At 46.3% G+C, this 26,023-nt stretch carries 26 protein-coding genes, 2 tRNA genes and 1 pseudogene; 15 read left to right on the top strand and 14 right to left on the bottom strand.

The genetic code is table 11. From position 1 onward, the window contains the following. The first annotated feature begins 12 nt into the window (after positions 1–12). Together acpS and nagZ are read left to right on the top strand one after the other, a co-directional pair. On the top strand, positions 13–405 hold the full coding sequence (gene acpS, locus ICN26_RS09705) for a holo-ACP synthase (protein WP_216268195.1): 393 nt from the start codon (positions 13–15) through the stop codon (positions 403–405). A gap of 45 nt (positions 406–450) precedes the next feature. Then, the gene (gene nagZ, locus ICN26_RS09700; protein WP_216268194.1) at positions 451–1,527 is read left to right on the top strand and encodes a beta-N-acetylhexosaminidase; all 1,077 of its coding nucleotides are present in this window, start codon (positions 451–453) and stop codon (positions 1,525–1,527) included. Positions 1,528–1,576: 49 nt separating this feature from the next. On the opposite strand, the gene efp is transcribed toward nagZ, so the two are convergent. Together efp and earP are read right to left on the bottom strand one after the other, a co-directional pair. Continuing rightward, entirely contained in the window at positions 1,577–2,137 is a 561-nt protein-coding gene (gene efp, locus ICN26_RS09695) for an elongation factor P (protein WP_046330550.1), read from the bottom strand. A gap of 87 nt (positions 2,138–2,224) precedes the next feature. Then, positions 2,225–3,304, bottom strand: a complete 1,080-nt coding sequence (gene earP / locus ICN26_RS09690) for an elongation factor P maturation arginine rhamnosyltransferase EarP (RefSeq protein ID WP_216268193.1) — start codon at positions 3,302–3,304, stop codon at positions 2,225–2,227. On the opposite strand from earP, the gene uvrC reads away from it, so the two are divergent. The 5 genes from uvrC (at position 3,303) to ICN26_RS09665 (ending at position 6,725) form a co-directional block, all read left to right on the top strand. Further along, complete coding sequence (uvrC, locus tag ICN26_RS09685; RefSeq protein ID WP_216268192.1) at positions 3,303–5,243, top strand: excinuclease ABC subunit UvrC; 1,941 nt, start codon at positions 3,303–3,305, stop codon at positions 5,241–5,243. The genes earP and uvrC overlap by 2 nt on opposite strands. A 36-nt stretch (positions 5,244–5,279) precedes the next feature. Continuing rightward, positions 5,280–5,855 carry a CDP-diacylglycerol--glycerol-3-phosphate 3-phosphatidyltransferase gene (gene pgsA, locus ICN26_RS09680; RefSeq protein WP_216268191.1) on the top strand — a complete coding sequence of 192 codons (576 nt, stop codon included), beginning with the start codon at positions 5,280–5,282 and terminating at the stop codon, positions 5,853–5,855. 117 nt (positions 5,856–5,972) lie between these two features. Then, a tRNA-Gly gene (locus ICN26_RS09675) sits at positions 5,973–6,048 on the top strand. A gap of 50 nt (positions 6,049–6,098) precedes the next feature. Further along, positions 6,099–6,172: transfer RNA gene (locus tag ICN26_RS09670), tRNA-Cys, on the top strand. 94 nt (positions 6,173–6,266) lie between these two features. Further along, positions 6,267–6,725 carry a hypothetical protein gene (locus ICN26_RS09665; RefSeq protein WP_216268190.1) on the top strand — a complete coding sequence of 153 codons (459 nt, stop codon included), beginning with the start codon at positions 6,267–6,269 and terminating at the stop codon, positions 6,723–6,725. Between the two features lie 68 nt (positions 6,726–6,793). Here ICN26_RS09665 and lexA read toward each other — a convergent pair whose 3' ends face one another. After that, a complete protein-coding gene (lexA, locus tag ICN26_RS09660) occupies positions 6,794–7,513 on the bottom strand; it encodes a transcriptional repressor LexA (RefSeq protein WP_216268189.1) in 720 nt (239 codons plus the stop codon). 61 nt (positions 7,514–7,574) lie between these two features. On the opposite strand from lexA, the gene ICN26_RS09655 reads away from it, so the two are divergent. The 6 genes from ICN26_RS09655 to dnaB all read left to right on the top strand — a co-directional run bounded on the left by ICN26_RS09655 (position 7,575) and on the right by dnaB (position 12,784). Then, positions 7,575–8,651, top strand: a complete 1,077-nt coding sequence (locus ICN26_RS09655; protein ID WP_216268188.1) for an asparaginase — start codon at positions 7,575–7,577, stop codon at positions 8,649–8,651. A 133-nt stretch (positions 8,652–8,784) separates the two neighbouring features. Then, positions 8,785–9,159: a 30S ribosomal protein S6 gene (gene rpsF / locus ICN26_RS09650; RefSeq protein ID WP_046330543.1), complete on the top strand. Its 375-nt coding sequence runs from the start codon at positions 8,785–8,787 to the stop codon at positions 9,157–9,159. Positions 9,160–9,218: 59 nt separating this feature from the next. Then, entirely contained in the window at positions 9,219–9,512 is a 294-nt protein-coding gene (gene priB / locus ICN26_RS09645; RefSeq protein WP_215354284.1) for a primosomal replication protein N, read from the top strand. A 13-nt stretch (positions 9,513–9,525) separates the two neighbouring features. Continuing rightward, positions 9,526–9,798: a 30S ribosomal protein S18 gene (rpsR, locus tag ICN26_RS09640; protein WP_011902267.1), complete on the top strand. Its 273-nt coding sequence runs from the start codon at positions 9,526–9,528 to the stop codon at positions 9,796–9,798. A gap of 13 nt (positions 9,799–9,811) precedes the next feature. Then, positions 9,812–10,264, top strand: a complete 453-nt coding sequence (gene rplI, locus ICN26_RS09635) for a 50S ribosomal protein L9 (protein ID WP_216268187.1) — start codon at positions 9,812–9,814, stop codon at positions 10,262–10,264. A gap of 24 nt (positions 10,265–10,288) precedes the next feature. Continuing rightward, on the top strand, positions 10,289–12,784 hold the full coding sequence (gene dnaB, locus ICN26_RS09630; protein WP_369411826.1) for a replicative DNA helicase: 2,496 nt from the start codon (positions 10,289–10,291) through the stop codon (positions 12,782–12,784). Between the two features lie 95 nt (positions 12,785–12,879). Here the strand turns inward: dnaB and ICN26_RS09625 are convergent, their stop codons facing one another. The 11 genes and pseudogenes from ICN26_RS09625 to ICN26_RS09575 all read right to left on the bottom strand — a co-directional run bounded on the left by ICN26_RS09625 (position 12,880) and on the right by ICN26_RS09575 (position 23,366). After that, a complete protein-coding gene (locus tag ICN26_RS09625; RefSeq protein WP_215354283.1) occupies positions 12,880–13,146 on the bottom strand; it encodes a hypothetical protein in 267 nt (88 codons plus the stop codon). A gap of 124 nt (positions 13,147–13,270) precedes the next feature. Continuing rightward, positions 13,271–13,648 (bottom strand): annotated as a pseudogene (locus tag ICN26_RS09620) (C40 family peptidase); the annotation flags it as partial. A gap of 124 nt (positions 13,649–13,772) precedes the next feature. Next, a complete protein-coding gene (locus tag ICN26_RS09615; protein WP_216268186.1) occupies positions 13,773–15,449 on the bottom strand; it encodes a PhoH family protein in 1,677 nt (558 codons plus the stop codon). Between the two features lie 234 nt (positions 15,450–15,683). Continuing rightward, the gene (locus ICN26_RS09610; protein ID WP_216268185.1) at positions 15,684–16,151 is read right to left on the bottom strand and encodes a peroxiredoxin; all 468 of its coding nucleotides are present in this window, start codon (positions 16,149–16,151) and stop codon (positions 15,684–15,686) included. A gap of 48 nt (positions 16,152–16,199) precedes the next feature. Beyond that, complete coding sequence (locus tag ICN26_RS09605; protein ID WP_216268184.1) at positions 16,200–17,117, bottom strand: polysaccharide deacetylase family protein; 918 nt, start codon at positions 17,115–17,117, stop codon at positions 16,200–16,202. A 22-nt stretch (positions 17,118–17,139) separates the two neighbouring features. Beyond that, positions 17,140–18,186 carry a bifunctional UDP-4-keto-pentose/UDP-xylose synthase gene (locus ICN26_RS09600; protein ID WP_216268183.1) on the bottom strand — a complete coding sequence of 349 codons (1,047 nt, stop codon included), beginning with the start codon at positions 18,184–18,186 and terminating at the stop codon, positions 17,140–17,142. A 46-nt stretch (positions 18,187–18,232) separates the two neighbouring features. Further along, positions 18,233–19,102: a formyltransferase gene (locus ICN26_RS09595; protein ID WP_216268182.1), complete on the bottom strand. Its 870-nt coding sequence runs from the start codon at positions 19,100–19,102 to the stop codon at positions 18,233–18,235. Continuing rightward, a complete protein-coding gene (locus tag ICN26_RS09590; protein ID WP_216268181.1) occupies positions 19,103–20,074 on the bottom strand; it encodes a glycosyltransferase in 972 nt (323 codons plus the stop codon). A 31-nt stretch (positions 20,075–20,105) separates the two neighbouring features. Continuing rightward, on the bottom strand, positions 20,106–21,278 hold the full coding sequence (locus ICN26_RS09585; RefSeq protein ID WP_216268180.1) for a DegT/DnrJ/EryC1/StrS family aminotransferase: 1,173 nt from the start codon (positions 21,276–21,278) through the stop codon (positions 20,106–20,108). A gap of 16 nt (positions 21,279–21,294) precedes the next feature. Beyond that, complete coding sequence (locus ICN26_RS09580) at positions 21,295–22,989, bottom strand: glycosyltransferase family 39 protein (protein WP_216268179.1); 1,695 nt, start codon at positions 22,987–22,989, stop codon at positions 21,295–21,297. Next, entirely contained in the window at positions 22,989–23,366 is a 378-nt protein-coding gene (locus tag ICN26_RS09575) for an Mth938-like domain-containing protein (RefSeq protein ID WP_216268178.1), read from the bottom strand. The genes ICN26_RS09580 and ICN26_RS09575 overlap by 1 nt, the downstream gene beginning before the upstream one ends. Positions 23,367–23,445: 79 nt before the next feature. Between ICN26_RS09575 and ICN26_RS09570 the strand changes: the two genes are divergently transcribed. Both ICN26_RS09570 and ICN26_RS09565 read left to right on the top strand, forming a co-directional pair. Continuing rightward, on the top strand, positions 23,446–24,714 hold the full coding sequence (locus ICN26_RS09570; RefSeq protein ID WP_216268177.1) for a pyridoxal phosphate-dependent aminotransferase: 1,269 nt from the start codon (positions 23,446–23,448) through the stop codon (positions 24,712–24,714). Then, a complete protein-coding gene (locus ICN26_RS09565; RefSeq protein WP_216268176.1) occupies positions 24,711–26,021 on the top strand; it encodes a homoserine dehydrogenase in 1,311 nt (436 codons plus the stop codon). Before ICN26_RS09570 ends, ICN26_RS09565 begins: the two co-directional genes overlap by 4 nt. Positions 26,022–26,023: the final 2 nt, after the last annotated feature.

Here is a 26,023-nt window from a genome sequence, read left to right as displayed (position 1 = left end):
ATTTAATATCAAATGATCATTGGCATAGGTACAGACATTTTGCAGATCAAGCGGCTACAAGCTGCTTACGATCGTACGAATGGTCGCCTTGCAGAAAAGATCCTGGGGCCAGATGAGATGTTGGTTTTTAAACATCGCTTAGCCAGAAACCACAAACGGGGCATTGCTTTCTTGGCAACGCGCTTTGCTGCAAAAGAAGCATTCTCCAAAGCCATTGGCTTGGGTATGAGAATGCCAATGACTTGGCGTTCACTCCAAACATTGAACGAGCCTAGCGGCAAACCAGTAATCTCGTACCTAGGAGCACTTGCGCAATTTATGCAGGAAAAAAACTGGGAAGCTCAGGTCACCGTTAGTGATGAGCAGGATATGGCCATTGCCCATGTCATCGTAGTTCAAAAATAAAACAACTCTCAAAAGTATATAAAACTAAAAAATTTCGAGGAATACATGACTAAGTCGACTATGAAGCCAGGCCCCGTTACTTTAGATATTGTTGGTCTTGAGTTAAACGGGGAGGATCGTCGCCGTATCTTGCACCCACTCACTGGTGGTGTGATTTTATTTGGCAGAAACTTTGCCAATCGCAAGCAACTCACAAAGCTGACTTCGGAAATTAAAAAACTCCGTTCCGATGTGTTGATCTCGATTGATCATGAAGGTGGACGTGTACAGCGCTGCAGAACAGATGGCTTCACCCATTTACCTGCTATGCGTAAGCTTGGCGAACTCTGGGGAGCTGAAAATAAATCGACCCATAGCGCTCAATCTGCTGCCATCGCTATGGCAGCTACAACTGCCTGTGGATATATCCTGGCTGCCGAGTTAAGGGCTTGCGGTATAGACTTTAGTTTTACTCCTGTTCTGGATTTGGACTTTGGTCGCAGCGGTGTAATCGGCGATCGTGCATTTAGTCGTGATCCACAAATCACGTTTGCATTGGCTAAGAGTTTGAACGAAGGCTTAAGACTTGCGGGTATGGCGAATTGCGGAAAGCATTTTCCAGGTCATGGCTGGGCAGAGGCAGATTCTCATGTGGCCATTCCAGTAGATGAGCGTCCATTACAGAACATTCTGAATGATGATGCTAAGCCTTATGAGTGGTTGGATTTGAGTTTGACTGCGGTAATGCCGGCTCACGTGATTTACCCACAAGTAGATAAAAACCCGGCAGGATTTTCTAAGGTCTGGTTACATTCTATTTTGCGTCAAGAATTGGGATTTCAAGGTGTGATCTTTAGCGATGACCTTTCTATGGAGGGCGCCAGTGTTGCTGGCTCTGTGGTGAAGGGTGCAGATATGGCGCTTGAGGCAGGATGTGATGCAGTGTTGATATGTAATCGCCCCGATCTCGCAGATCAATTGCTGAGTCAGCTAAAAGTTTCCAAAACAAAACAAGCTGAATCTGCAACTCGATTAAATCGCTTAATGCCAACCGCTGCAGCTCCTACCTGGGATGAATTGCAAAGCGAAGCGCAATACAAGCATGCTAAAGGCTTACTCCGACAGTTCAAGCTCATTGCCTAGGTAATAAAAAAGCCCGGCGTACCGGGCTTTTACTGATCGAGCAATCTAATTAGTTAGCGCGGCTACGATATTCACCAGTACGAGTATCGATCTCGATCTTGTCGCCGGTGTTACAGAATAATGGCACTTGTAATTCATAGCCGGTAGCCAATTTTGCAGTCTTCAACACTTTGCCTGAGCTGGTATCACCTTTAACTGCTGGCTCTGTGTAAATGATTTCACGAACCAAAGAGTTTGGCATTGCTACAGAGAGTGCTTTACCTTCGTAGAAAACTACTTCGCAAGGCATACTTTCTTCTAGGTAATGCAATGCATCACCCATGAATTCGGCTTCTACTTCATATTGGTTGTACTCAGTATCCATAAATACATACATTGGGTCTGCGAAGTAAGAGTAGGTGCAATCTTTCTTATCCAGGATCACCACATCGAACTTGTCATCTGCTTTGAATACGCCTTCGTTAGGCGCACCAGTTAACAAGTTCTTGAATTTCATTTTTACAACAGAGGAGTTGCGGCCTGAGCGGCTGTATTCTGCTTTTAAAACGACCATGGCATCAGTGCCAATCATGACTACGTTACCAACGCGGAGTTCTTGTGCTGTTTTCATCTTGCTATTCCTGGGTGCAGAGTTGTTTTTCTGCGGTTTTTATCAAAAACAAGATTGTAACCGCCCGCAGGCATCTTTAGCCCAAGATCAGCCTACAAAGCTCATTAGACGGGCAGCTAGGCCACCATCGGCTTGTTTTTCTAATAAATCTGCTCGCCAGGCCTTGGAATGGGTGTTCCAGTCATCAATGGAGTGATGCCACTTGTTAGGCATTGCCCAAGTCATTGCTGCAGTGACGGCGTGTTTAAGCTCTTGTGATGCGTCTGCAAGATAGAGATCTAAAAATGCAGCCAACTTGGTTTCGTGCGCGCGATCTTCTTGTGGGTAAATATGCCAGATGAAAGGTTTGCCCGCTAATTGCGCTCTGACAAAAGAATCCTCACCTCGAACAATATTGAAGTCGCATTGAGAGAGTGTCCAATCGTATTCATCCTGAGACACAAAAGGAATTGAGATGAGCTGAATCGAGCTGGGTAGGACAAGCGCCTTGGTAGGGTGGCCAGAGCTGAACTGCAATTGCTCAAGTTGGCCGTGAGTCAACACAATGTCGAAGTTCTCATCTAATGTTACTAGATCCTCTAACCATTTCAGGAGCGGTACACCTGGATAGCAAAAGATGCTGATGCGTTTTGCATTAGGTCGCAAGAGCTTCCAGCTTGCCCTGAGACTCTCAGGAACGAATTGCTCGGTTAGTGATGATTCCTGAGGCACTGGATCTATTAAAATACCACCTGCATTAGTTTGGAATCCAGGAAAGAAAAAGTATTTTGGAATACCATGCGCCTGCGGGGATGCTTTCTGATGAAAGTCCACAATCCAGGGCTCTGCAGTTAAATACTCCAGATTAATGATGATGGGTTTTTTGGGGGCAATCAGTAAACCCGCTAGGTAACGCTCTGGTAGATCACAACCAAATGCCTCAATCACCACATCCGGTGCCTCAACTGGATGACGGCAATTGTTATAACTTGCTTCCCAGGGTTGGATATCGATACGACGCTTGTTTTCTGGGGCAACCCCAGAAGCGAGTAAATTAAGGGTTGGCAGATCGTCACAGAAAATGCGCACGTCTTGGCCGTGAAGACTTGTTAAGCTTCTTGCTAGGCGCCAGCAAACACCGGCATCACCATAGTTGTCTACGATTTGACAGAAAATATCCCAACGCATGAGTAATTCGCTTTTTGAAACCCTTCAGCAGGATGTTAAACGGCTACCCGGATTGCCGGGGGTGTATCGCTTCTTTGATGAGGCGGGGCATATTCTGTATGTCGGAAAAGCACGCAATCTCAAAAAGCGGGTATCTAGTTACTTCCAGCGAACTCAGCTCTCACCACGGATAGAGCTGATGGTGGGAAAAATTGCCCGCTACGAAACTACAGTAACACGCTCAGAAACTGAAGCCTTAATTCTAGAGAACAATTTGATTAAGGAGTTAGCTCCTCCATTCAATATTCTCTTCCGAGATGATAAGTCCTATCCCTATGTGATGTTGACGGGGCACCAGTTTCCACGCCTAGCATCCTATCGAGGAAAAACGGATAAGCGCAATCATTACTTTGGACCGTTTCCAAATTCATGGGCGGTTCGCAATAGCGTGCAGATTTTGCAAAAAGTCTTTCGTCTGAGAACTTGTGAAGACTCTGTATTCAAAAACCGTAGCCGCCCTTGTTTACTGCATCAAATTCATCGCTGTAGTGCACCTTGTGTTGGTCGTCTGAGTGTCGAGCAGTATGGGCAGGACGTAGCACAGGCAACTCGTTTTTTAGAGGGCGACCACAGTCGTGTGCTTTCTGAGCTTGAAAAAAAGATGCATGCCTATAGCGATTCCATGGAATTTGAAATGGCTGCAGTACTAAGAGATCGAATTACAGATCTCTCTAGCGTCTTGCAACAGCAGTCCATGGATACTGTTGCCGATGGTGAGGGTGATGTTGACGTCATCGCTGTAGCTCAAATGGAAGGCGTGGTTTGCGTCAATTTGGCAATGATTCGCGGTGGCCGCCACTTGGGTGATCGAGCATATTTCCCTAAGGGCTTACGTTCAAGCTCTGGTGAGCTGCCACCCCCCGCAGAAATTTTAGAAGCCTTTATCGCTCAGCATTACCTAGACGAGAAGTCAGGTGATGGTGAGGCGACTACCAATTTAATTCCACCTGTATTGATTCTGAATCATCCATTGAGAAAGTTGGTGGATGATATTGCGGCGCCGGAAGAAAGTACTGAGGATATTTCCGAGCAATCAGCCCCAGAAGGCTTGCATGATTTACTCAATGCACAAGCCGGTAAGCGCATTACTTTCCTGCATCAGCCACAAGGCCAGAGACGACATTGGCTGGCTATGGCTGAAGGTAATGCCAAGATTGCGATAGCGAAGCGTTTGGTCGAGACTGGTGGACAACTAGCGAGAGCGCGAGCGCTAGCTGATGTTTTGGCTTTGGAATTGGAAAGTCTCGAGCAGTTGCGTATTGAGTGTTTTGACATTAGCCACACTTCTGGTGAGGCCACACAAGCTTCTTGTGTGGTGTATTCCAAAAATGCGATGCAGTCTAGTGAATACCGTCGTTTTAATATTAACGACATTACACCGGGTGATGACTACGCTGCAATGCGTCAGGTCCTACAGCGCCGTTATGCAAATTTCCAAGAACTCCCTGTCGAGAAGATGCCACAAGTCATTTTGATTGACGGTGGCAAGGGTCAAGTTGAGATGGCAAGACAAGTTCTTTCTGAATTTGGTATGGATTTTGGGTTGATTGTTGGTGTTGCTAAAGGAGAAGGCCGTAAGGTAGGTCTTGAGACGCTTATTTTTGCGGATGGACGTAAATCGCTCGAACTCGGCATTGATAGCGCGGCTTTGTTATTGGTAGCGCAAATCCGGGATGAGGCACACCGCTTTGCGATTACTGGCATGCGTTCCAAACGAGCAAAAGCCAGAACAGTTTCGCAACTAGAGGAGATTGAGGGTATCGGAGCGAAACGTCGTCAAAAATTACTTGCCCGTTTTGGAGGTTTGCGTGGTGTCTCTAATGCCACCATCGAAGAGCTTTCCAGTGTTGAGGGAATTTCTACGGCATTGGCCGAGCAAATCTATAAGCAACTCCATTGATTACCCAGCTCACTCGCATTGGTTTATGCTTAGGCTATGCCGTTTAATTTACCCATTGCCCTGACCTGGTTGCGCGTTGCCGCAATCCCGCTTGTCGTCGCAGTGTTCTATTTACCTAATGGCTGGCTTACTCCCTTTGAAAAAAATCTCACGGCTACAGTAATTTTTATTTTTGCTGCGCTGACTGATTGGTTGGATGGGTTCCTCGCTCGCAAAATGAAACAAGAGTCGGCATTTGGTCAATTCTTAGATCCAGTAGCTGATAAATTAATTGTTGCTGCTGCATTGTTGGTTCTCCTCAACATGGACCGTGTTCAGGTTTGGGTTGCCCTCATCATTATTGGCCGTGAAATTACCATCTCCGCCTTGAGGGAGTGGATGGCGCTCTTAGGTGCTGGGAAAAGTGTTGCTGTGCATATGGTCGGCAAGCTAAAGACTACAGCCCAACTGATAGCGATCCCATTTTTATTGTTGAACGACACCATATTTGGTTGGCTCAATTGCGCACAAGTGGGCACTTGGTTAATCTGGATTGCATCCTTTTTGACACTTTGGTCAATGTTCTATTACATGAAAAAGGCTTTGCCTCAGCTAGTTGAAAAAGCCAAGTAATGTCCACAAACCCATGGCTGATAAGGGCTTGGTGTAAACGTTACCCTCGCTACTACATAGCCTGGTTCGTGAATAATGCGCTCTCTCAAATTGTTTGCTAAACTGTTGCCCTGTTATGCGGGAATAGCTCAGCTGGTAGAGCGATACCTTGCCAAGGTATAGGTCGGGAGTTCGAACCTCCTTTCCCGCTCCAAGTTCGATGGGAAGCCCTAAAAAAGCTTCCCATTTTTGATTCAAGCGTATGGCGCGTTGGCCGAGTGGTTAGGCAGGAGCCTGCAAAGCTTCGTACGGGGGTTCGATTCCCTCACGCGCCTCCAGAATTTGAGTTGACGAATGAATCGTGTAGCCTAAGATGCTTACAAATGTTGTAAGCTCTTATGCGTTAATCACTTTGGGCTATCAAGGTAAACAATGACATTTCAAACTCTAAAACTTAGTGTGCTTTGCTTAGTCTTATCCACTCTGCTGGGTGGATGTGCATCTTCTGGTGATTCTCCAACAGGTACGCCTAGTGAAGTTCAAGAAATTCAGACACAACTCTTAGGTGATATGCCATTGCCTGCGGCATCCAAAATCATCGGTTCAGATTCTTTAATCATTGGTCGTGGTGATAACTGGGTTGGGCGCGTAGTTTTATCTGGTGCGCAAACCCCAACGGATATTTACGCATTCTTCCAAGCTGAATACCCTAAAGCGGGTTGGACTACCGTGAGTGCAGTGAAATCAAAAACCAGTATTTTGGTTTTCACTAAGGGTGATCGCACCTCAACCGTAGAGTTAAATGAAGGTCCATTTACTGGGCCAAAAACGATCATCACTATTACCGCATCACCAAAGAATGCAAACGTAGTCGCGCCAACTAAGAGATAAAAATAGTTACATCGATCAGCAATAGAAAAAGGCCTCTAAACGAGGCTTTTGGCTTAACAGGGCAGGGCTTATAGTCCGCCAGCCCTAATGAGGCCAACAGCTTGGCCTTCAACTGCAAAGTTGGGTTGACGCCTGTCTACCAAAATATTTTTGAAGTCTGGATTCTCGGCTTGTAATTCAATCACCATACCATCCGCAGTTTTCTTTTGGTTCCAACGTTTTACTGTGACCTCATCATCTAAGCGCGCAACTACGATATCGCCGTTACGAACCTCGGAAGTTTTTCGTATTGCAAGATAGTCACCATCCAGAATGCCAGCATCGCGCATACTCATACCAACCACCTTCAGTAAGTAATCAGCACCTTTGCTAAACAAGCTTGGATCAATTGGCACTTGTTTTTCAATGTGCTCAACAGCCATGATCGGAGAACCTGCAGCAACACGACCAATGAGTGGCAGTGTGAGTTGCTGAAGCGCGCCAGAGGGCAATGACATCTGACGGTATTTATTAGGATTGTGTGTCTGATTAAATCGTTGCGGAATACGAATGCCTCGGGATGTTCCCGGCGTTAGCTCGATGTATCCTTTTTTTGCCAATGCGCGTAAGTGCTCTTCAGCAGCGTTGGCAGAAGCGAAGCCCAGTTGCGCTGCAATTTCAGCACGAGTAGGAGGTGAACCACTTTCCTCGATGGCCTTGGTAATCAATTCCAAAATCTCACTTTGCCGTGAGGTGAGTTTGGGGAGGGCAGTCAGCTCCTCTAGAAAATCGACTGTATTTATATCCATACTGGGATTGTATACAGCACTATTTGAATATTCAAGTAATTTGGAGGCGGATAATGGAGGCATGAGTTTAAATCCCAATATTTCTGAAAATACATCCCATATTCTGGTTTTTGGTATGGGTGGCACTATTGCAGGCCTTGCCCCCAATCCGGAAACAAGCCCCCTTCAATATGAAGCTGGTCAAGTCGGGGTTGATGCTTTAGTGGCGCAGGTTCAGTCAGTGGTGCCTAAGGGGGTTAAGCTGGTTTCTCGTCAGATAGCGAATGTCAATAGTCGCAATCTGACTGATGCTCACCTTACTAGTCTAGGACTTGCTGTAGGTCAAGCTTTGCTGGACTCTGCTGTGAGAGGGGTTGTGATTACCCACGGCACCGATACGATTGAGGAGACAGGCTTATTTCTGCAGATAACGTGTGGAAAGTTAGCGCAGACTCAGTCTAAGAGGGTTATTCTGACGGGGGCCATGCTCCCAAGTAATGCACCTGGAGCTGATGGACCCTCCAATTTATTGGATGCCTTGCGCTGGGCTTCTACACCCATTGATAACTGTCCTGGTGGCATTTATGCGGTGATGGACGGGCGTGGATGTATGGCAATGGATTTGGCGAAGCGCCACGCTACGGCTTTGAATGCGCCATTACAAAATGCCCCATCCAGTTCCGTAGGCTTAATTAACCCATCTTGGTTATCTGGGGTTAAAGCTGTACAAGCTGCTTGGAGCGAAGATTTGCCTATCCCCCAGGAGGGGGAGTGGCCTTGGGTTGAGATCTTGACTAGTCATGCGGGTGCTCGCCCTGAAACCATCACCCATTGGCTAAGTAGCTCCGTTCAGGGATTTGTTCTCGCTGGTTCTGGGCACGGTGGCTTTCATGATGATTGGATCGAGCCTTTGGACCGGGCGATGGTCCAGGGTATTGCTTTGGTGAGAACTACTAGAACAGGTGCTGGTTCTACCTTGCCAAACATTCCCGAGTTAGATGCCCCTGGATGCCGTGCTTCAGGCTCATTAACTGCCCCTAGGGCCAGAATTGCACTTCAATTGGCTCTTAATGCAGCAAAGCAGGCAAATAAAGCCGGTAAACCCCTGACTTGGCAGGATTTTTTTGCTAGAATAGCGGACTTACCTGAAATTCGGTGAGGACTTAAAAGCTGTAAATATGTGTAGTTAGTTTTACCTACAATTTGTTACTACCTTGTCACACTGGCGCTAACTTTAAAACCATCGGAAGTTAGCAAGATGCTCAGGTGATTTTATCCTTAAGGAGTGTTAGATGCGTCATTATGAAATCGTCTTTATCGTCCACCCGGACCAAAGCGAGCAAGTACCTGCGATGATCGATCGCTACAAAGCGACATTAGCTGCTGCAGGCGGCAAAATTCACCGCATGGAAGATTGGGGTCGTCGTCAGATGGCTTACATGATCGACAAACTTGCAAAAGCCCATTACGTTTGTATGAATATTGAGTGCGACCAGAAAACTCTGGACGAGCTCGAGCACGCATTCAAATTTAACGATGCTGTTTTGCGTCACCTCATCATCAAGACGAAGAAAGCTGAAACAGAGCCTTCCATCATGATGAAAGAAGTGCAACGTGAAGAAGCGCGCAAATCAGCTCAATCCGACGCTCCTGTAGCAGCGGTTTAAGTTAGAAATTTGAAGAGGAATACACAGACTAGAAAACGTATCAGAGTGACGGAGCGGCGTTGAATCATTTCACCCTAACTGCATTCTTGGTATCTAAAGACGCAATTCGATTTACACCAGCAGGAATACCGGTGATGCATTGCCAGCTAGAACACAGCGGCGAAGTAAACGAGGTAGGAGTGGCTAGGAAAATTCAGATGAGTGTTGAAGCCATAGCAATCGGCCCCATACAAAAGGGCTTAGAGCAAATGGATTTAGGAGCCAAGGCAGTGTTTGAAGGATTCTTAGCACCCAAGACTCTGCGTAATCAAAGACTTGTTTTCCATATCACCCATATTCAATTGAAAAATTAAAGAGGAAATCATCATGGCGTTTGGAAAGAAACCCGATTTCAAAAAGAAACCAGCTCAGAACCCATTGTTCAAGCGTAAGCGTTATTGCCGTTTCACTGTTGCTGGCGTAGAGCAGATTGACTATAAAGACGTAGATACCTTGAAGGACTTCATTGGCGAAAACGCCAAGATTACTCCTGCACGTTTGACAGGCACAAAAGCTAAATATCAGCGTCAGTTAGACACTGCTATCAAGCGTGCTCGTTACTTGGCTTTGTTGCCATTCTCCGATCAACACAAGAAATAATTGGGAGCCCTCAATGCAAATCATTCTTTTAGAAAAAGTAATTAACCTGGGCAACCTCGGTGACATCGTTCGTGTTAAAGACGGTTACGCTCGTAATTTCCTAATCCCACAACGCAAAGCTCGTCGTGCAACTGAAACAGCTATCGCTGACTTTGCAGTACGTCGCGCTGAGTTGGAAAAATTGGCTGCTGAGAAATTGGCTGCTGCCCAAGCGGTTGGCACTAAGCTCAAGGACTTGGTTCTTGAAATCGGTCAAAAAGCGGGTGTTGACGGTCGTTTGTTTGGTTCTGTAACTAACCATGACATCGCTGATGCTTTGAAAGCCAAAGGCTTTGCAATCGAAAAAGCTTCTGTACGTATGCCTACTGGCCCGTTAAAGATGGTTGGTGATCACCCTGTAGCGGTAGCTGTTCATACCGATGTAGTGGCTGACATTACTATCCGTGTAGTTGGCGAGCAAGCGTAAGTTTTAGATCTGTAATCTAGCCTCATGGCTGAATCCCGCTCACGCTCTCTTATGTCAAATCCTGGCATGATGGGTTCTGGGGATGCAGCTTTGCAGGCTTTAAAAGTACCGCCGCATTCTGTAGAAGCCGAGCAATCTTTGCTCGGCGGTCTACTGATCGATAACACGGCCTGGGATCGCCTGGGCGGGGTGCTAACTGATAAAGATTTCTATCGTCCTGAACATGCTCTGATCTATAAGGTCATTCAGCGTTTAGTTGGCGACAATCATCCTGCTGACGTCATTACTGTTCATGAGGCTGTTAAGTCTGAGCAGGGTGGCGACTTAGTTGGTATTGATTACCTCAATTCATTAGCGCAGAGCACACCAAGTGCAGCGAACATAAAAGGCTATGCCGACATTGTTCGTGATCGCAGCATTCTACGTCGCCTCATCGAAGTGTCTGATAACATCGTTAACTCCGCATTTGTTCCAGAGGGTCGTTCAGTAAGAACACTTTTGGATGAAGCGGAATCACGCATTCTGCAAATTGGTGAAGAGGGTAGTCGCAAAGCCGACTATCTCGAGATCGAACCATTACTTAAAACCGTTGTTGCGCGTATTGATGAACTCTATAACCGTCAAGGTGGTAGTGACATCACTGGTATTGCAACTGGATTTATCGATCTAGATAAACAAACCAGCGGCTTGCAAAAAGGCGACTTAGTGATTGTTGCTGGTAGACCTTCGATGGGTAAAGCGCAGCCACTTGATGCCAAAGTAAAAACAGTTGATGGCTGGAAGTTGATGGGTGATTTACGTTTTGGCGATCGCCTTGCCTCTGTGGATGGTCAGCATTCCATGGTGACTGGCATCTATCCGCAAGGCATTAAGCAGATTTACAAAGTCACTTTCTCAGATGGTCGTGAAGCTGAGTGCTGCGATGAACATCTATGGCGCGTCATGTATCGCGATTGGGATGCGCCCAAAGTCATTAATACTGCGCGTTTAATAGAAATGCTTTCTTGTGTTCGATACAAGAATCGTCTGTGGATAGATCCTGTTTCAGGTGATTTTGGTCATTCAAATATATTACCAATTAACCCATGGGTTTTGGGCGCATTACTCGGTGATGGGACTTTGGCTTTATCTCACGGTTGCGTGATGTTCTCGACTAAGTCTCCCGAGCTTATTGAACGCATGAATGCTCTAGCTGGCTATGAGATGGAGCTGGTTCATGCCAACGCATATGACTGGAGATTGATCTCCAAAGCCAGAATCGCTGCTAATGGCCAACGTCAGTCTGTGCCAACAAATTACTTCCGCTCTGCCTTGCAAGATTTAGGCGTTCTCGGCTGCAGAAGTTTTGATAAAAATATTCCTGCTACCTATCTTGAAGCCAACAAGACTTCCCGTCTCGCCCTATTTCAGGGCTTGATGGATACTGATGGTTGGATTGAGAAGTGGGGCTCCATTCGTTTTTGTACTGCAAGCAAGCAATTATCAGAAGACGTTGCCACTTTGGCTAGATCATTGGGCGGCTTTTGTTCAATCGCAGAAAAACAGTCTAGCTACACCTACAAGGGTGAAAAAAAGCAGGGTCGTTTAGCTTATGTTTTGAATATGAGTTTTGGCCCTGGATTTCAAGCATTTACTTTGCCTGAAAAGAAAGAAAGGCTCAGAGCGAGCTGGGATCGCCAACGCAGACTGTCATTTAAGAGTATTGAGCCATCTAGAGTTGCTGCGGCCCAATGCATCTCAGTTAGCCATCCAGATAGAACCTATGTAACCAATGATTACGTGGTGACCCACAATACTGCATTTGCGCTCAATATCGCCGAGAACGTCGCATTGGCTGAAGGTTTACCAGTCGTTATTTTCTCAATGGAGATGTCGGGTGAGCAATTGGCAGCTCGTTTACTGGGTTCTGTGGGACGTGTTGATCAAAGCCGGATGCGTACAGGAAAGCTGCAAGATGACGAGTGGCCACGTGTTACTGATGCCATTGCCCGTTTGAGTAATACCCAAATTTTGATTGATGAGACTGGCGCTCTTTCCAGTTTAGAGTTGCGTGCGCGTGCACGACGTATTGCTCGTAACTTTGGCGGAACACTTGGCCTTGTTGTAATTGATTACTTGCAGTTGATGAGTGGCTCTGGTTCTGAGAACCGTGCAACGGAGATCTCCGAAATCTCACGCTCTCTTAAATCACTAGCAAAAGAGTTACAGTGCCCAGTAGTTGCCTTGTCACAGTTAAATCGTGGCCTTGAGCAACGTCCTAACAAGCGCCCAATCATGTCTGATTTGCGGGAGTCAGGCGCGATCGAGCAGGATGCTGACTTAATTATGTTCATCTATCGTGATGAGGTGTATCACCCAGATACAACCCAAGACAAAGGCATGGCAGAGATCATTATTGGTAAGCAGCGTAATGGACCAATTGGTACTGTGCGTTTAAGCTGGCAAGGTCCGTATACCAAGTTCGACAACTTGGCGATGGGATCAGTTGGCTACTCCTCTGGTGGGTACGAGCCGTTCTAATTCAAATAAAAATAATAAGTAGCGATATATAAACAGTAACTCAGAATAAAAAAAGCCTCGCAATGCGAGGCTTTTTAACTTGATGCGACAGATATTCAGTTTCCGCCTTCACACTTCTTAATAGATGCAGCTTTAGCAGCCCCATAAAGCGGCTTGCCATCCTTACTGACTGCTTTAGCTTCGCAATCATTGGGTTTGGCATCACCCATACATTTCTTAATAGATGCGTCTTTAGCAGCGCCATAGAGCGGCTTACCTTCTTTGCTAACTGCCTTTGCCTCGCAAGCTGCCTGATCTGCAAAAGTAACGGACGGAATTGCAAAACTAAATGCAACACTTAAAACGATAATGATTTTCTTCATATGAGCCACTCCAAAAATGAGTAATCTAAAGAACCAATTGTTCTTCTTATAAATGTAAACAATATTCAGTATTTTGGGAATACAGTGTTAATGCTATCGGCCGAAAGGCTAATAATTAAGGCGTCAATCTTCTAGCCTCAGTAAATCTAGCCGCCCAGTAGGGTGTAGTGATGTATTCCAAGCGTACAGTTCCTCCGGCGCTTGGGGCATGGACAAATCTACCTTGACCTACATAGATGCCTGCATGCGAATACTTTGCGCCAGTAGTATTGAAGAAGACGAGATCGCCAGGTGCAGGTGGACCGCTATCTACACTTCGACCTCGATTGCTCATCTCTTGAATAGTCCTAGGTAACTTGATGTTTGCAGACTTGTTGTAGACATAAGCAATTAGTCCACTGCAATCAAACCCCCCGTTAGGATTGTTGCCGCCATAGCGATAGGGTACGCCCACCAAACCCACCGCAGCAATTGAGATATCTTCGGTACCCACGCTAGTGTCTTGTTTGAATTGGGCAACTTTAGCTGCGTTATTTTGTGGGCCAAAGCTACTGCACCCCGTGAGCACAAGAAGGGCGCAAATAAAAATGCCGCACCCTATCAGAGTGCGGCATGAGAATGATTGCTTAGAGTGCGTCAGCAGCATGATCCGCAAGACGGGAACGCTCACCGCGAGCCAGAGTCACATGTCCACCATGACGCCAGCCTTTGAAGCGATCCACCACATAAGTTAGGCCTGAAGAGCCTTCAGTTAAGTAAGGTGTATCAATCTGAGCAATATTACCTAAACAAATAATCTTGGTTCCTGGGCCTGCACGAGTAACCAAGGTTTTCATTTGCTTTGGAGTTAAATTCTGCGCTTCATCAATAATCACAAACTTACTCACAAAAGTTCTACCGCGCATGAAATTCATGCTCTTTACCTTAATACGTGAACGAATCAATTCTTGTGTAGCAGCACGACCCCATTCACCAGCGCTGCCATCTTCGTTACGTTGTAGCACTTCAAGATTGTCATCAAATGCACCCATCCAAGGCTGCATCTTCTCTTCTTCGGTGCCCGGTAAAAAGCCAATATCTTCACCTACAGGAACGGTAGCTCGAGTAATGATAATCTCGTTATAGCGCTTACTATCTAGTACTTGCTCCAGGCCGGCAGCTAAAGCCAGCAAGGTTTTACCAGTACCCGCTTGACCTAATAATGTTACGAAATCCACATCGGGGTTCATGAGTAGATTCATAGCAAAGTTCTGCTCGCGATTGCGTGCTGTCACACTCCATACATTATTTTTCTGATGAGAGAAGTCTCTTAGCGTTTGAAGTAGGGCGGTCTTACCATTGATCTCTTTAACTTGGGCATAGAAGGGCGTTGATCCATCGGGATTTTCTTGATAGACAAATTCATTTACTAACATGCTGAGAACTGAAGGGCCAGTTACGCGATAAAACATTGTTCCAGATTTACCGTCAGCCCAGCTCTCCATGTCTTTGCCATGCTTTGGCCAAAAGTCTGCAGGTAGCGCCATGACTCCGGAATACATTAAGTCACGATCTTCTAGGACTTGGTCGTTGAAGTAATCCTCAGCAGGCAAACCAAGAGCGCGAGCCTTAATGCGCATATTGATATCTTTGGATACTAGAACAACTTCTTGGCCTTTACGTGTCTTTTGAAGTTCACTTACCACTGCCAAGATGAGGTTGTCACCCTTACCTTCAGGCAAGCCCTCTGGTAGCGATTGAGTGGTCAGCTTTGTCTGGAAAAAGAGTCGACCAGACACATCTTGATTGCCAAGCTTATTCAGGGGGATACCTTCATCCAATGTGCCACTAGTTCCGGCTACTAATTGATCTAGGGAGCGGCTGACTGTGCGGGCGTTACGAGCAACCTCAGTCATACCCTTCTTGTGGTTGTCCAACTCCTCAAGAGTAGTCATTGGTAAGAAGAGATCGTGCTCTGAGAAGCGGAACAGAGAGCTTGGATCATGCATTAATACATTGGTATCGAGTACAAATAGACTCGGAGGACCTGTACGAATAATGCGTTTTGGTTTTTCTGGAACATTCACTACCTTGTTATCACTGCGCGTACTACGCACAACTACAGGGTTGTGATCACTTTTGATTTTCTCAAGCGCTATTTCAGCAGCAGAAAGATCTTCGTCTGCATCTGTTGCCCAGTCTGGCACATGGCTATCCATCACAACAGCTTTTGCTGGCGCAGGACGTTTCTTTAAATTCGGGGTGTCCTTGCTACTAATTTTTACTTGGCCAGCAATTTGAGTTGGGATGGGGGGTAATGGCATGCAGACTCTCCTAAAAGAAAAAACCGTCAAGCAGATTGCAATGACGGTTTATAGCGAAACTGGGTGTAAAGCGATCTGTAAAATGGCGGGGGTTGTTTGCCGCGCCTGCTCTTGATTGTTCAGGCTGAGGAGTCAAACGGATTGTGAGACTTTCCCGTCGTTTACGGTGCATAAGAACTACTTTACCGCAAATTTTGGGCTTTGCAAGTGCCCCAGATTAAATTAATTTAAAAATTACTTAGTTACTTGGGCCGCTTGTAATACCTCTGTCACATGTCCAGGGACCTTAAGGCCACGCCACTCTTTTACCAGCTTGCCCGAAGAGTCAAAGAGGAAGGTGCTACGCTCTACGCCGCGCACTTGTTTGCCATACATATTCTTCATTTTCATGACGCCAAATAGCTGGCATAAGGTTTCTTCAGTATCTGCAACGAGTTCGAATGGCAGTTCCAGTTTGCTTCGGAAGTTATCGTGAGATTTGAGGCTATCCCGAGATACGCCAACGATCAGGGTATTGGCTTTAGAGAAGGCATCGATGTTGTCCCGAAATTCACCAGACTCCGCAGTACAGCCTGGAGTCATATCTTTTGGATAAAAGTAGACAACCAGTTTTTTGCCTTTGGCTGAGTCTGGGGTGAAGGTCAATCCTGATGTTGCCGGGATTGCACATTGGGGCATTGGTTTACCAATTTCTACTGTCATGATAGGACTCTCTTATTTAACTTGATGTATTACGTATTCTGAGCTTGCTTATACCGTTTGCAAAATGAGTTCACCACTTCTGTTGGGTATTTCTCCCCAAGTGACTGGCTGTACCGCTATTTTATCCAGTTGTTTAGTTGCTTCCCAGGATTGATGAAGTTCACCCATGGTAACTAGATCATGTCCTTGATTTAGCCAGCCAGCCAGTAATTGCTCAAAAGCAGGGAGTAACTTTTGACCCTCAAGCTCTGCATGCAGAGTGAACACCTGATCGTTCGGATTGCTTTGGGTGATCTCAAGCAGTTTTTTCACAGCCCCAAACTCATCGGCATCATCTATTCCAATCAACTCATCAAAAGTCGGCAAGGTAGTTGGATATTGCACGTGCTTTGCTTTGCCAGAAGGCAATTCAAAACGGTATGGCAACAAGTTAGGCTCCGCCCTGCCATCAGAGGAATATTTAATACCCCATTGATCAAGTTGCTCAAAAGCATCTTCATTCATTTGCCAGCCAGCCGCACCATAAGTGACCGGTGGGTGGCCAAATATCTCTACAAAACGATCCCAACTTTTTTGCATCTGCGCTTTAGTCCATTGAGCATCGCGATTGCGTACGGCATCTTGCCAAGCAACGTGATCCCAAGTGTGAATACCGGTCTCATGACCAGCTGTATCTATGGAGCGCATTTCAGTCGCAGCTTGTTTGCCAATATCTGGACCAGGAAGTAGAACGCCGTAGAGCAAAGTCTTGATGCCATAGTGTTCAACAACGGAAGTACGGCTTACTTTTTTTAGAAAGCCTGGCCTAAAGACTCGCTTGAGCGCCCAGCCAGTGTGGTCAGGGCCCAGGCTAAATAGGAAGGTGGCTTTCAGACCAAAGCGGTCAAGCGTCCGCGCTAGGTTGGGGACACCTTCTTTGGTCCCACGCAGAGTGTCAACATCTACCTTGAGTGCAATCTTAGCCATGAAGCCTTAAATGTGCTTTCGCTTATTCTTTATCAACTAAATGACGTGCGTTTTCAACGTCATGGCGATAGGCTTCAAAAATATTCTTCAGTGCATCGCTCATATTGATCGTCGGCTTCCAGCCTAATTCAGTCATCGTGTTGTCAATTGCGGGGACACGATTCTGAACATCCTGATAGCCTTCACCGTAGTAAGCGCCGGAAGTGGTTTCGACGATCTTCACTTCATTTGCTGTCTTTGCATACTCAGGAATACTACGAGCAATATCGAGCATCTGATTGGCTAGTTCACGAATAGAGTGATTGTTCTTTGGATTGCCAATGTTGTAGATCTTGCCATCAGCAACACCATCTTTGTTATCGATGATGCGCATTAAGGCGTCGATACCATCATCAACATAAGTAAAGGCACGTTTTTGCGCACCACCATCAACTACGTTGATGGGTTCACCGCGAACGATATGACCCAAGAACTGAGTCACGACACGGGAAGAACCTTCTTTTGGTGTGTAGATGCTATCTAGTCCAGGGCCAATCCAGTTAAATGGACGAAAGAGGGTGAAGCGCAAACCTTCCATGCCGTAACCCCAGATCACGCGATCCATCAATTGTTTAGAGCAAGCATAGATCCAGCGTGGTTTGTTGATTGGGCCATAAACCATATTCGACTTCGCGGGATCAAACTCACCATCTTCACACATGCCATAGACTTCAGATGTAGATGGAAACACCAAATGCTTTTTGTATTTAACTGCCGAGCGCACGATTGGTAAATTGGCTTCGAAGTCGAGCTCAAATACTTTTAATGGTTGCTGAACATAAGTTGCTGGTGTTGCAATTGCCACTAAGGGTAGGATGACATCGCATTTACGGATGTGGTATTCAACCCATTCTTTATTGATGGTGATATCACCTTCAAAAAAGTGCATTCGAGGATGGCTTACTAAATCACCCAGACGATCGTTTTGCATATCCATGCCATAGACATGCCAATCGGTTGTCTCCAGGATGCGCTTTGAAAGGTGGTGGCCAATAAAGCCATTTACGCCAAGAATGAGTACTTTTTTCATCTTTACTGCCTCGTTTTTTAATCTAAAGAGTGCTACAGGTAATTTGTTAGCTATTTGCTGGGAACCAGTCCAATATTGCTACTGCCTTTTGGTCCCCACAAACGCCGAATACCTGATTATCAACCACTTGGATGCCGGGAACCTGAAGATCTAACTGTCTTGGAAATGGGCCTTCTAGGCTGGTGCGAGCCACGATCCTGCGCTGACCTTGCCAGTCTGTAAAAGCGCCTGGATAGGGGGGTGCAACGGCTCTGACGAGGTTATGAACCTGCTGAGCCGTCTGATGCCACAGAATTTGCCCATCAGCAGGCTTGCGGCCCCCAAAATAGCTTCCCTGAGCCAGATTATTGGGTTTTCTGGGGATATGACCTTGAATAAGCTCGGGTAGGACCTGGTTTATTACCGTGACGGCTGCCTGGCTGACTTTGCCAAAGACATCGGTGGCGGTTTCATTGGGCCCAATGAGGACTGCTGACTGCCCCACAATGTCTCCCGCATCCGGTTTGACTTCCATCATGTGCAATGTGGCACCAGTTTCAGTTTCTCCGTGCAGGATGGCCCAATTGACTGGTGCCCGTCCACGGAACTTTGGTAATAGTGAGCCGTGCATATTCAAGGCGCCAATCTTGGCGCAGGCCAAGAGCTCGGCCGGAATCATGTGGCGATAGTAAAAGGAGAAAAGGTAATCAGGCGCTAGCTTTTGAAGCTGCGTCATGAGATCCATCAACTGATTCGCATTTGGTGTGATGTAAGGAATCTGTTGATCCTCACACAGTTTCGCAACGCTCCCAAACCAGACATTTTCATGAGGATCATCTTGATGGGTAACTACTAGATCAATCTGAATGCCAGCACCTAGCAATGCCTTAAGGCAGTTAACGCCAACATCGTGATAAGCAAAGACGACTGCGTGCAATTATTTTTTCTCTAAAACAGTTTGCACAACATAGCGTGGACGCTCGCGAACTTGTTGGTAGATGCGGCCAATGTACTCACCGAGTAGACCAAGACCAAAGAGCATTACGCCAATCAGGAAGAAGGTAAGAGCAAAGAGGGTGAACACCCCTTCAACCTCGGCACCGAGTACAAAGCGACGAACCAGAAGGTAGACAAACAGACTGCCTGCTGCCATTGCCAGCAACATGCCTAGAATCGAGAAAATCTGTAAAGGCATTACGGAGAAGCCAGTTACTAAATCAAAGTTCAAGCGAATGAGTTGATAGAGGCTGTATTTGGACTCACCGGCAAAACGCTCCTCATGTTTGACGGTAATTTCAGTTGGATTGGAAGCGAAGGTATAAGCCAGTGCCGGAATAAAAGTATTGCTCTCATCACACTGACGAACGAGATCAACAATACGACGGCTATAGCCGCGTAACATGCACCCTTGGTCAGTCATTGTGATGCGAGTGATTTTCTCGCGCAAATGATTCATTACGCGTGAAGCAAATTTTCTGAAGAAGCTATCGCGACGATCGGCACGAATAGTGCCAACATAGTCATGACCTTGAAGTAATTCATTTACCAGGGCATCGATTTCTTCAGGAGGATTCTGCAAGTCAGCATCTAGGGTGATGATGTATTCGCCGCGGGAGTATTCAAAGCCAGCCATGATCGCCATGTGCTGACCAAAGTTGCTATGAAATAACACCGCACGTGTGACATCTGGGCGCAGCTCAACTTGCTTAGCCAGGATACCGGCGGAGCGATCTTTACTGCCATCATTCACAAACACCACTTCATAAGCAATGTTGCGCTTACTAGCCATGACATCTAGCGCAGGATATAAGCGATCAAAGAGGGCTTGTAGGCCATCTTCCTCGTTGTAAACGGGAATGACAATGCTGAGTGTCGGATTGCAGGCTTGGGTAGCTAAATTTGCAGTCATGCTGCAATTTTGCCTGATTCCGCTCTCGGCACTAGTTTTTACGATGTTTCTTCAGAATTCCAGTCAAACCCTTGGCTATACGGCCAATATCTTCATCTGCCATCCCTGGAAAAAGGGGGAGGGTCAAAATGGAGCGACCAATACGATTTGCTACGGGAGTGGCTGCAACTTGGTACCCCAGCTTTTGGTAAAGCGTGAATCCCGTAATCAACGGGTAATGGACACCAGTACCAACACCCAAATCCTTGAGTTCAGACATCACCTGCGCGCGATCCACATTCAGCTGCTCAAGAGGGAGGATGACTTGGAACATATGCCAATTACTATCGGTAAAGTTCTCCACAGGCAGCTCTAAATGGAGATTTTCTAAGTCGGGAGATTTCATCTCATGGCGAATGGCATCAAAGTACTGTTTAGCTAAAGCGCTTCTGCGCGCTTGAAACGCTGGTAACTCTTTAAGTTGATGAAGGCCGATCACTGCATTCACATCAGTCAAATTATCTTTACCACCCAGTACATCAACATCCATACCATCCATGCCTTGGCGTGTGAGACCTTGAAGACGAAACTTCTCTGCGAGCTTTGCTTCATCAATATTGTTAAGAACCAGACAGCCACCCTCAACAGTGGATAAGTTTTTATTTGCCTGAAAACTAAAGCTCACGAGATCACCAATGCTGCCAATCTTTTGACCTCGCCACTGCGACCCAAACGCTTGCGCCGCATCTTCAATCACACGCAGCTTGTATTGCTTGGCCAAGTCATAAAGTTGATCCATGTTAACTGGTAATCCAGCCAAATAGACGGGCATGATGGCACGAGTCTTTGGTGTAATGGCTGCAGCTATCTTATTTAAATCAATGTTGCGTGTAACGGGATCAATGTCGACAAACACGGGTGTCGCACCCACGCTCAGAATCACATTCGAAGTAGCCACCCAAGAAATGGGAGTAGTAATGACTTCATCCCCAGACCCAATGCCAGCAACCTGCAAAGCGATTTTCATGGTGGCAGTGCCATTGGCAAAGCAACGTACTGGGCGCCCGCCGAAATAGTCACTCAAAGTGGCCTCAAATTCAGCTAACTTCGGACCTGAGGTAACCCAACCAGAACGTAAAACCTCGGCAACCGCATCAATCGTTTCTTGATTAAAGTGAGGGCGCGTAAACGGAATGAAGGGAAGGGTGTTTTCAGTAGTTGACATGGCGAACCTTAAAAACTTATTTTGTGGAGTTGCTTTGTGAATCCGGGTGTTTAACAATAACGCGCCGAGAATCTCTGCCTACTTCTTGCATTGGTACATTGAGTTTCTGCAGTTCAATATACTGTTCTGGAACCATCAAGGCATAAGCGGTTTGGTCTTCTTTCCAGCGTTCGATAAAAGCAGCAAAGGTAGAGATCCACAACTCAGGCTCTTGCTTCACGCCAAATTCAAGCTCATCTGGAGACTCCACCATGATCATGGTTCTACCAAGATAGAACGGTACCGTGTGATCTAGAATTCTGATGGAATAAAAATTCACTTTCTCTGGAATACTTGCTTTGACTCTCTCAACTAAATCAATGCCTGATACTGCACGACCCAGAGTTTCATGACCCGTTCCGGCAATGATCGCGCAGAGAAAAAATCCGCAGGCAAAACTGGTAATGCTGCCCAAACCATTGCGCTTACTTTGCATGACTGTGAGGAGACTAAATGCAATTAAGGTAATCAGCGCAGCAACTATCCAGTAAATGTATTGCGCATAGGACTCAATTTCATCTGGCCTTGCTTGTTTACCAACTTCGCCTAAAAAGAAAAATCCAATGCCACCTAAGATTGCAAAAAAGAGTGCTTGTAATCTCCAAGATAATCCCAGTGCATTACTAGGGCCCAGATTACGATCTAGACTATGGCCAACAAGCATTGCCAGCGCTGGAAAAACTGGAATGATGTAGCCGGGTAATTTCGATTGAGAGACACTAAAGAATCCCATGATCACGGCAAACCAGCAAGTGAGCAACCAGCCGCTGGAAAATTCTCGATTACGCTCCCGCCAAGCCTGAACAAGCGCTTCAGGAGCTTGCGCAATCCATGGCAGAAAGCCGAGTAGTAGGAGTGGAATGAAGTAATAAATCGGACCCGTTCTACTATGGGCTTTTTGTGTAAAACGTTGCAGGTGTTCATGAATAAAAAAGAACTCCAGAAACTCTGGATTACGTTGGGCTACCAGAACAAACCAAGGCGCGGTAATCGCTAAAAATAAAATGGTGCCTTTAATAATATGAAGTCGCTTCCAGATCTTCCAGTCCCAAGCGGTAATCGAATAAACAATAAACACCATGCCAGGGATGGCGATTCCAATAACACCTTTAGATAGGGTTGCTAATGCCATGAAGGCCCAGCACGCTAGCATCCAGTTCCTGGTGTCGCTCGAGTTCCGAGAGGTTTGCGCTAACAAAAGACTGCAAAGCGAAGCAACTAAAAATGCTGACAATCCCATATCAAGTGAATTGATATGTCCACCAATCACCCACATTGGGCTTGAGGCTAAGGCGATTGCAGCTAACCAGCCTGCTCGCGCACTGTAGACGCGTGCGCCAGTAAATCCAATCAATCCAATTGTCAGAAATCCAGTGAGGGCAGTCCATAAGCGCGCTTGCCAATCACCAATGCCAAAAAGACTGAAAGCGGTAGCGGTAGCCCAAATTTGTAAAGGGGGTTTTTCAAAATACTTGTAACCGTTGTAGCGGGGAGTGACCCAATCTCCAGTGACAAGCATCTCACGAGCAATCTCGGCATAACGTCCTTCATCCGACGGAATGAGGTGACGGTAATTTAAGGTGCCAAACCACAATAAGGCATAGATCAAAACCAGAATCAAAATAGTTACTGGGTTGAGGGTGCTTGACTGCCGAATTTGGCCAAACTGCATTAGACGGCTTCCACAATGAGTGCGAGAAGGACTTGGCGGCCTTCGCCAACAAGGATGTTGTAGGTGCGACAAGCGGCCTGAGAATCCATGACCTCAAAGCCAAGCTTAGCTTCAATCAGTGTTTTTAAAAGCTCAGGCCTTGGGAAGCGCTGGCGTTTACCAGTGCCAATGATGATTAATTCAGGCTTAAGGGAAGCCATTTGAGTGAAATCTGCTGAACTGAGCTCTTCAAAGGACTTCACTGCCCATTCCAAGATTTCACCGTCAGAGCTCAGTAAAACCGCGTGACTATAGGGGATCTTATTGATCTCGATGTAGCCATCGCCGTAACCGGTGATCGTATTGGCTCCGGAATTGGGGTCAGATTGAAGCTTCACATGGACTCTCTGTCATAATTGTGATGATTATAGCCAGCTGTTTTTTCCTAGATTTCAAGAACTTATCCTTTAATTTATTGTGAAACCGATCCTAAAGTCCGCAAAACTCAATCACGTCTGTTATGACATTCGTGGACCCGTGCTGGAACTCGCACAGCGCATGGAGGAAGAGGGTCACAAAATCATCAAACTCAACATCGGCAATGTGGGTGTTTTTGGTTTTGATCCTCCAGAAGAGATTCAGTTGGACATGATCCGTAATTTGGGTAATGCATCAGCGTACTCTGATTCCAAGGGAATTTTTGCGGCTCGTAAAGCCATCATGCAATATTGCCAGGAAAAAGGCATCCAGGGTGTAACTTTGGATGACATCTATACCGGTAACGGTGTTTCTGAATTAATCGTTCTCGCAATGAATGCATTGCTCAATAACGGTGATGAGGTATTGGTACCAGCCCCGGATTACCCATTATGGACAGCTGCTGTCAGCTTGTCTGGTGGTACCCCAGTGCATTACTTATGTGATGAGTCGAAAGAGTGGGCTCCAGATCTAGCGGATTTACGCAAAAAAATTACGCCCCGTACCAAAGCGATTGTGGTGATTAATCCTAATAATCCAACGGGCGCCATCTATTCCACGGAAGTGTTGACAGAGCTAATCTCGATTGCGCGTGAGCATGGCTTGATTCTGTTTGCCGACGAGATTTACGACAAGATGCTTTACGACAAAGAGAAACACGTCTCTTTGGCATCCTTATCTACTGATGTAGTCACGATTACTTTTAACGGTTTATCCAAAAACTATCGCTCTTGCGGCTACCGTGCTGGCTGGATGGTAGTTTCTGGGGACAAAGAGATGATTCGAGATTACATCGAAGGTCTCAATATGTTGTCCTCAATGCGCCTGTGCGCCAATGTGCCGGGCCAGTATGCTATTCAAACAGCTTTGGGCGGCTATCAAAGCATTAATGATTTAGTCAATGAAGGTGGTCGTCTAGCCAAGCAGCGCGATCTTGCCTGGAAGCTCATTACTGAAATTCCGGGCGTGACTTGTGTGAAGCCAAAGTCTGCTTTGTACTTATTCCCAAAACTCGATTCTGAGATGTACCCGATTGAAGATGACCAGCAATTTGTAGCTGATCTTCTCAAAGAAGAAAAAGTATTGCTGGTGCAAGGCTCGGGTTTTAATTGGGTCAAGTCTGACCACTTTCGCGTAGTGTTCTTACCTCACGAGGATGTGCTGAAGGAGGCTATTGGCCGTCTGGCACGTTTCCTAGAGCGTTATCGTCAAAAACATAGTCGCAAGGTAACTAATTCGACTAATTCAATAGTAACAAAGGCATCATGAAATCGATTCAAGTAGGTCTATTAGGTATTGGCACTGTAGGTGGTGGAGTATTTACTGTTCTCGAACGCAACCAAGATGAAATTACCCGTCGTGCTGGTCGTGGCATTCGTATCAATACTGTTGCCGACCTCAATATAGAACGCGCTAAAGAGTTGGTAAAAGAGCGTGCTCAAGTGGTGAGTGATGCTCGTGCTGTTATTAACAATCCTGAAATCGATATCGTTGTTGAGTTGATTGGTGGTTACGGTATCGCTAAAGATTTAGTGCTCGAGGCAATTGCTGCTGGCAAGCATGTAGTGACAGCCAATAAGGCGTTGATCGCAGTTCACGGTAACGAGATTTTTAAAGCCGCCCACGAAAAGGGTGTGATGGTCGCGTTTGAAGCCGCTGTTGCTGGTGGTATCCCTATTATCAAAGCGCTGCGCGAAGGTTTAACAGCAAACCGCATCGAGTGGATCGCTGGCATCATCAACGGTACAACCAATTTCATTCTTTCTGAAATGCGCGACAAAGGCTTGGACTTTGCGACCGTTCTGAAGGAGGCGCAGCGTTTAGGTTACGCAGAAGCAGATCCTACTTTTGATATTGAAGGTGTAGATGCTGCCCACAAGGCAACCATCATGAGTGCAATTGCTTTTGGTATTCCAATGCAATTCGAAAAAGCACATATCGAGGGCATTACTAAGTTAGATGCCATCGACATTAAATATGCTGAGCAGTTGGGTTATCGCATCAAGTTGCTTGGGATTGCGAAGAAGACAAATTCCGGTATTGAGTTGCGTGTGCATCCAACCTTGATTCCGACTAAGCGTCTTATTGCAAACGTTGAAGGCGCTATGAATGCTGTTCAGGTATTTGGTGATGCTGTTGGCACAACGCTTTACTACGGTAAGGGCGCAGGCTCAGAGCCAACTGCTTCTGCTGTGATTGCAGACCTAGTGGATATCACGCGTTTATTGGGTGCAAGCCCAGAGAGTCGCGTCCCTTATTTGGCGTTCCAGCCGGATGCAGTGCGCGATATTACCGTATTGCCAATGGGTGAAATTACCACCAGTTACTATTTGCGTTTGCGCGTAGCAGATCAAGCCGGTGTGTTAGCTGACATTACTAAGATCTTGGCGGCCCATAGCATCTCTATTGATGCTCTCTTGCAAAAAGAAGCCGACGAAGGTGAAAGTCAAACCGACTTAGTTGCTCTCACCCATGAGACTAAAGAAAAGCACATGCTGGCAGCAATTCAGGAAATTCAGAACCTGAAAACTGTTGCTGGTGAAGTAGTGAAGATCCGTTTAGAAAATCTGTCCTAATA

Origin of the sequence: Polynucleobacter hallstattensis, assembly GCF_018881835.1 — a bacterium.
GTDB classification, from domain to species: domain Bacteria; phylum Pseudomonadota; class Gammaproteobacteria; order Burkholderiales; family Burkholderiaceae; genus Polynucleobacter; species Polynucleobacter hallstattensis.
This window is presented reverse-complemented; position numbering and strand designations above follow the sequence as displayed.